The organism is Janthinobacterium psychrotolerans, assembly GCF_001677885.1.
GTDB classification, from domain to species: Bacteria; Pseudomonadota; Gammaproteobacteria; order Burkholderiales; family Burkholderiaceae_D; genus Janthinobacterium; species Janthinobacterium psychrotolerans.
The window spans coordinates 1-6,439 of sequence record NZ_LOCQ01000019.1; the positions used below are offsets into that span (position 1 = coordinate 1).

The window sequence follows — 6,439 nt, forward strand, 5'->3', positions numbered from 1 at the left end:
TCAGCCGGTTGGGGTCGACGCCGACATGGCTGACATCGCAGCCTTCCCTGGCCAGGGTGTCGGTCAAAAACCTGCCCATATGGTCGTCGCCGACCTTCGACAGCATCGCCGACTTCAGGCCCAGGCGGGCCGTACCGAAGGCGATATTGGCCGACGAGCCGCCCAGGTATTTGGCGAAGCTGGTGGCGTCTTCCAGGGTGCTGCCGATCTGCTGCGCGTACAGGTCCACCGCCAGGCGGCCCAGGCAGATCACGTCGAGCGCGCGGCCCGATGCGAAAGGAGTTGGATTCTTCATCGATGTATCTTTCTGAATGCGTGCAGCGTTGATGGTCTCTGTTTATAGTTTTGCGCAAGCCGGCAATGGCCTGGACGGCCTGCCTGTGAGTTGTTGCATACCGTGAAAATCCCGTATGCTTTACCTCTTGTGCGACCGAAAAACACGACGCTGCGCGGCACATGGCGGCAGGCGCACGGGCTTCGGTCCCGGCTGCAGTGTTTCTAGAATAAGTCAGCAAAAAACAAAAAGCAATAAAAATTTCGAAATTAATTTAAATAGAAAATTGTTTCCATTTAAGACCGCTACACCAGAAAAGAGAGCAAGAGATGGCACAAACCTCCTCGATCGACCAGTTGATGCAACAAATCGCCGACGAGTACGAAAGCCTGTCGCGCCAGTTGAAATTGATCGCCAAGCATATCGAACAGCATCGCAGCAGCCTGATGCTCGAACGCATCAGCGATATCGCCTCCGCCTGCCAGGTGCAGCCGTCGGCCATCGTGCGCTTTGCCCAGCGCTTCGGTTTTTCAGGTTTCAGTGAAATGCAAGATGTGTTTCGCCAGGCCTATACGGACCAGGCCCGGGCCGCGCCGAACTATCGCCAGCGCATCCGCAAGCTCATTTCCACGCGTGACGGCAAGGTCGGCACGGGCGAGTTGACGCGCGAATTCATCGGCGCCAGCCGCAGCGGCCTCGACGAACTGGCAGCCGGGCTCGACGACGAACAGCTCGAAGCGGCCGTCATCTTGCTGCAGCAGGCGGACAATATCTATGTCGTGGGTGTGCGGCGCGCGTTTCCGGTGGCGTCATATATCGCCTACGCGCTGCAGCACACCAGCAAGCGTGCGCACCTGGTCACGGGATTGGGAGGCGGCCACCGCGACCAGATGCGCAGCGTACGGGCCGGCGACGTGGCGATTGCCATCAGCTTTGCGCCCTACGGCAAGGAAACCCTGGAATGCGCGCGCATGGCGCACGACAACGGCGCGCGCGTGCTGGTCATTACCGACAGCAAGCTGGCGCCGTTGGCGCGCACGGCCGACGCCCTGCTCACGGTGGCCGAAGGAAGCGCTTTTGCCTTCCGTTCGCTGACCAGCACCATCTGCCTGTGCCAGGCGCTGTTCATCGCCCTGGCCTACCGGCTCGAGATCGACATTGAGGAAATCGGCGCGCAGCCGGTGGACTGAAGCGCCGCGTCAGGCCAGGTCGAGAAAGATCACGCCATCCTCGACCTTGGCCGGATAGGTTTTCAGGTTCACGCAGACGGGTGCGCCGAGCGCCTTGCCGGTGGTCAGGTTGAAGCGGCCGTTGTGCTTGGGGCACTCGATCACGTTACCCATCACCAAGCCGTCGGCCAGGTGCACTTTTTCATGCGTGCACAGGCCATCCGAGGCATAGGCCTGGTTGTTCAGGCGGTATACGGCGTAGGTCTTGCCGGCGTGGTCAAACCGCATCACGTCTTCATCGTCGATCTCGTCGAACTCGCACACTTCGGTCCAGCAGCTCATATTGGTCTCCTTTGGTTTGTTGTTATGAATGATGATTTTATTTGGCGTAGGCGCCATCGGGCAGGTTATCCAATGCAGCCCCGCCACGCTGGGGCAAGCTGCGCTGCACGGCGTAGCCCGGCTCGCGCACCTGGCGCAGCACCGCAGGGATCAGCTCGCGGTAAGCGGCGAAGGTGCTGGGGTAAGGCGGCGGACAATCGTCCTTGATCAGCTCGTGCAGTTTGGGCAAGGTATGGAAAGGCACCATGGGAAACATATGATGCTCGGCGTGGTAATTCATGTTCCAGTATAAAAAGCGGAACACCGGATTCATATAGATGGTGCGGCAATTGAGGCGATGGTCGAGCACGTTTTCGGGCAGCCCGGAATGCTGGGTCAGGCCGAAGAACAAACTCAGCCACGCGCCATAAAAGGACGGCAGGCCGATAAAGACCAGCGGCTTGATGCTGGCGGTGGCGAAGCAGGCGGTGAGCACGGCGCCATAGATCAGACACCAGATGCGTGCTTCGCGCACCATCTTGCCGTGTTCGCTTTCGGGCACGAAGGTGCGGTCGTCGGCGGAAATCTTGCCGGCGGCGTTCAGTAACACTTGGCCCAGCTCGCTCAAGCCCGATTTCAGGTTGAAGCAATTGAGCAGCAAACCGAACAGGTCGGGTGGGCGCGGCACCACGATCTCGGGATCGCGCCCGACGATCAGGGTGTCGGTATGGTGGCGTGCGTGGCTCCAGCGTTTTTGCGTCGGCCGGCGCAAGACCAGGAAGGAAGCGATCTGGTACACCGCGTTGTTGAGCCACGGCGTTTTGAAGGCCGTGCCGTGGCTGGTTTCATGCCAGCGCGAATCGGCCGGCCCCGCATACAGGGTGCCGTACAGAAAGAAGGCGGGGATGGCCCACCAGCTGCCCCAGCTCATTGCGGCCAGCACACCCGACACCACAATCAGGCTGAACCAGATCAAGGTGTCGCGGATCGCGGTGGCGTCCCGGCGCTGCATCAGTCCCTTCATTTGCGGGCGCGTCAGTGCGCAGCGATACCACTGCGCATTGGCCAGCCCCTGCTCTATGGCCTGTTCGCCGTCGCCGCCTATCAGTTGATAGCCGCGTTTGCGATCCTGCGTGCTTTCTGCCTGTATTGCCATGTGCTCCTCCGTGGGTCGATTGGAACCGCCTTGGTCCATGGAAGCGATAGTAGTGGCGTGCGGCAGGCCGCTTCAAGCAGATCTTGAAAACTCTGTCAAAAGCCATCATCCGGGGCGCAGGCGGCCTATCATTTCCATCATTTGCACATTGTTCACGCCCCGGCTTTCCCGGCGAATGACCATTTATGGTCAATTTTCATGCTGCGTTCGAAGCCGCGATTTCTTACATTGTCGACAGGCGCCGCTACCAGGCGCCACCACACGACAAATCCCGATGGAGACGCACCACCATGACTGCCCCCTACCTGTTTTCCCTGAACCGCATGAGCGCACCGCGCATCGGTTTCGCCGACTACCTGGCCCTGTGCCAGCGCCTCGACGTGCGCGCGATTGAAATTCGCAATGACCTCGACGGCGTTGAAATCAACGACGGCACGCCGGCGCGCCAGATCCGCGAGATGACGCAAGCGGCCGGCATCACGATCCGCTCGATCAACGCCCTGCAGCGCTTCGAGCAGTTCGATGCCGAGCGTGAACGCGAGGCGCGTGCGCTGATCGACTACGCCGCCGACTGTGGCGCCCAGGCGCTGGTGCTGTGTCCGACCAACAGCCTGCGCGACAGCCGCGATGCGGGCGAGCGCCATCGCGCCCTGGTGGCGGCGCTGACGGCGCTCAAACCGATGCTGGCCGAACGCGGCGTGCTGGGCCTGATCGAACCACTGGGCTTTGCCGAGTGTGCGGTGCGCCGCAAGTCGCAGGCCGTGCTGGCCATGTACGACGCCGGTGCCGAACACGATTTCAAGCTGGTGCACGATACCTTCCACCATCACCTGGCCGGCGAAGACATCTTTTTCCCTGACCTGACGGGGCTCATCCATGTGTCCGGCGTGGAAGACGGCGCCGTGCCGGTCGCCGCCATGCGCGATATGCACCGCGTGCTGGTCGGCGCCGGCGACCGACTGGGCAATCTGGCGCAGATCAAAACCTTGCTGGCGCGCGGCTACCAGGGTTGCATTTCCTACGAGCCGTTCGCTGAAGAAGTGGCAGCCTCGGACGATATCGAAAGCCAGCTGCGCGCCAGCATGGCCCATTTGCGCGACGGCATCGGCGCCTGATCCACCCACATTCACAGGAGAAAAAACATGTTACAAGTAGCCATCTTCGGCGCCGGCCGCATCAGCAAGATCCATAGCGCCAACCTGGTACGCCAGCAAGGCGTACGCCTGAAATACGTAGTCGACGTGCACGCGCCCAGCGCCGCCGCGCTGGCCAGCGAGCATGGCGCACAGGTCAGTGATATCGACACGGTATTTGCCGATCCCGAGATCGCGGCCGTGATCATCGCCTCGAGTACCGACAGCCACGCCGACCTGATCTTGCGCGCCGCCGCCAGCGGCAAGCATATCTTTTGCGAAAAACCGGTCGACCTGACCGTCGAGCGCGCCCTGGTATGCGCCGACGCCGTCGCCAAGGCCGGCGTGACGGCGCTGATCGGCTTCCAGCGCCGCTACGATCCCACCTTTGCCGCGCTCAAGGCGCGCATCGACGCCGGCGACATCGGCGTGCCGGAAGTGCTGGCCATCACCAGCCGCGATCCGGGCGCGCCGCCGCTCGACTACATCCGCAGCTCGGGTGGCATTTTCAAGGACATGTTGATTCATGACTTCGACGTGTTCCGCTGGATCCTCGACGACGAAGCCGTCAGCGTCTACGCCACCGCCTCGGTGCTGACCGATCCGAAGGTGGGCGAAGCGGGCGACGCCGACACCACCGCCGTGACGATCCGCACGCGCAAGGGCCGCCTCTGCCAGATCAACACCAGCCGCCGCGCCGCCTATGGCTATGACCAGCGCTTCGAGGTACTGGGCAGCGCCGGCATGCTGCAGGCGCATAACCATCGCCCGACGGAAGTGGAAGCCTGGACCGCCAGCGGCGTGGCGACCAGCTTGCCGGAAAACTTCTTCCTGGAACGCTACCGCGCCGCGTATGCCGCCGAAATGGCCCATTTCGTCGCCGCCCTGATCGACGGCAAGCCGGTGCGCACCACGGTGGCCGATGGCCTGAAGGCGCTGCAACTGGCGCAGGCGGCCGAAGTGTCGTGGCGCGAGCGGCGCATCGTCGAGCTGTAAAACTTGTGAGGCGCCCTGCGGCTGGTGCATGATGGCTGTTTTCAAGCAGGACACCAGCATGAGCGACTTGCCGCAGGAACCCGCCCCCGCCACCCGCCGCAAGCGCTCGGCGCGCTTTAGCGACATCGCCGCCGAAGCCGGCGTGAGCGAGACCACGGTCAACCGCGTGCTCAACGAGCGCGGCAGCGTCTCGGCCGCGACCCGCGCGCGCGTGGTGGCCGCCGCCCGGCGCCTGGGCGTGCCGCGGCTGCTGCCGGAGCCGCGGCGCGGCCTGACCCGCTTCGACGTGATCCTGGCCGGCAGCGGCACGCCGTACTTCCAGCGCCTCAACCTGGCGTTCCAGCGCGCCATGCACATGCTGGACAAAAAAGTGGTGATCCACCGCACCCTGGTGGCCGAGGGCGATGGCCAGGACGAGCGCATCGCACGCGCCATCCTCAGCCCACGCCAGAAGCGCCATGGCCTGATCGTTGCCGTGCATGACAGCATCACCGTGCGCGCCGCGCTGCGCCAGGTGATTCATACGGGGGTGCCGGTGGTAACCCTGATGAGCGATATTGCCGACGTGCCGCGCCTGCATTACGCCGGCATCGACAATTACCGCGCCGGCCGCACGGCCGGCCATTTCCTGGGACGCGCCTTGCCGGCCCAGGGCCGCATCCTGTTGATCAGCAATGCGCTGCAATACCAGGCGCACGCCGAGCGCATCCATGGCGTGCAGGAAGTGCTGGCCGAGCGCTACCCGGGCCTGCTGTGCGGCGAGGTGCGCCAATGCCACGACCAGCCCGACCGCTGCCACGCCGCCGTCGCGCGCGCCGTCAAGGCCTGGCCCGATCTGGTCGGCATCTACAACTGCGTATTCCGGCGAACGTGACCAGCCATTCCGGCGAACGTGACCGCTGCGCAGCGGATGGCGTTACGCGGTCAAATTCTAATCCCTGCGGTCACGATGGGTCGATATTTTTCTCCTTTTTGGCTGTTTTAGGTCGCTGAGCACGCAGCGAGTCGCCGGTCAGCGTGAAGCGGTGGTTGCGCTGCATGACGCGGTCCAGGATGGCGTCGGCGATGGTGGCATCGCCGATCCATGCATGCCAGTGTTCGACCGGCAGTTGGCTGGTGATGATGGTGGCCTTGTTGCCGGCGCGGTCGTCGATGATCTCCAGCAGATCCGAGCGCGTCATGCTGTCGATGGTCCCCATGCCCCAGTCGTCGAGCACCAGGACGTCGGTCTTGGCCAGTTGCAGCAGCCATTTGCCGAAGGCACCGCTGCCGTGCCGGATGCGCAGTTCTTCCTGCAAGCGCGGTACACGCTGGTAGATCGCCGAGTATCCACGCCGGCAGGCGTACTGCGCCAGCGCGCAGGCCAGCCATGATTTGCCGGCGCCGGTGG

The 6,439-nt window shown here is 63.3% G+C and carries 8 protein-coding genes; 4 read left to right on the forward strand and 4 right to left on the reverse strand.

The genetic code is table 11. From position 1 onward, the window contains the following. On the reverse strand, positions 1–295 hold a 295-nt coding region (locus tag ASR47_RS00165), incomplete at its 3' end, for a PfkB family carbohydrate kinase (RefSeq protein ID WP_245714210.1). 308 nt (positions 296–603) lie between these two features. On the opposite strand from ASR47_RS00165, the gene ASR47_RS00170 reads away from it, so the two are divergent. Further along, the gene (locus ASR47_RS00170; protein ID WP_065305765.1) at positions 604–1,464 is read left to right on the forward strand and encodes a MurR/RpiR family transcriptional regulator; all 861 of its coding nucleotides are present in this window, start codon (positions 604–606) and stop codon (positions 1,462–1,464) included. A 9-nt stretch (positions 1,465–1,473) separates the two neighbouring features. On the opposite strand, the gene ASR47_RS00175 is transcribed toward ASR47_RS00170, so the two are convergent. Both ASR47_RS00175 and ASR47_RS00180 read right to left on the reverse strand, forming a co-directional pair. Beyond that, complete coding sequence (locus tag ASR47_RS00175) at positions 1,474–1,785, reverse strand: MocE family 2Fe-2S type ferredoxin (protein WP_065305766.1); 312 nt, start codon at positions 1,783–1,785, stop codon at positions 1,474–1,476. Between the two features lie 37 nt (positions 1,786–1,822). Then, a complete protein-coding gene (locus tag ASR47_RS00180; RefSeq protein WP_065305767.1) occupies positions 1,823–2,920 on the reverse strand; it encodes a fatty acid desaturase family protein in 1,098 nt (365 codons plus the stop codon). A 290-nt stretch (positions 2,921–3,210) separates the two neighbouring features. Between ASR47_RS00180 and ASR47_RS00185 the strand changes: the two genes are divergently transcribed. Genes ASR47_RS00185 through ASR47_RS00195 form a run of 3 tightly spaced genes read left to right on the forward strand, consistent with a single transcriptional unit; the run spans position 3,211 to position 5,923 of the window. Then, on the forward strand, positions 3,211–4,035 hold the full coding sequence (locus tag ASR47_RS00185) for a TIM barrel protein (RefSeq protein WP_065305768.1): 825 nt from the start codon (positions 3,211–3,213) through the stop codon (positions 4,033–4,035). A 27-nt stretch (positions 4,036–4,062) separates the two neighbouring features. Continuing rightward, entirely contained in the window at positions 4,063–5,049 is a 987-nt protein-coding gene (gene iolG, locus ASR47_RS00190) for an inositol 2-dehydrogenase (RefSeq protein ID WP_065305769.1), read from the forward strand. 28 nt (positions 5,050–5,077) lie between these two features. Continuing rightward, the gene (locus ASR47_RS00195) at positions 5,078–5,923 is read left to right on the forward strand and encodes a LacI family DNA-binding transcriptional regulator (RefSeq protein WP_065305770.1); all 846 of its coding nucleotides are present in this window, start codon (positions 5,078–5,080) and stop codon (positions 5,921–5,923) included. A 70-nt stretch (positions 5,924–5,993) separates the two neighbouring features. Here the strand turns inward: ASR47_RS00195 and ASR47_RS00200 are convergent. Next, positions 5,994–6,439, reverse strand: a 446-nt coding sequence (locus ASR47_RS00200; RefSeq protein ID WP_171898855.1) for an ATP-binding protein, incomplete at its 5' end; no start/stop codon positions are given.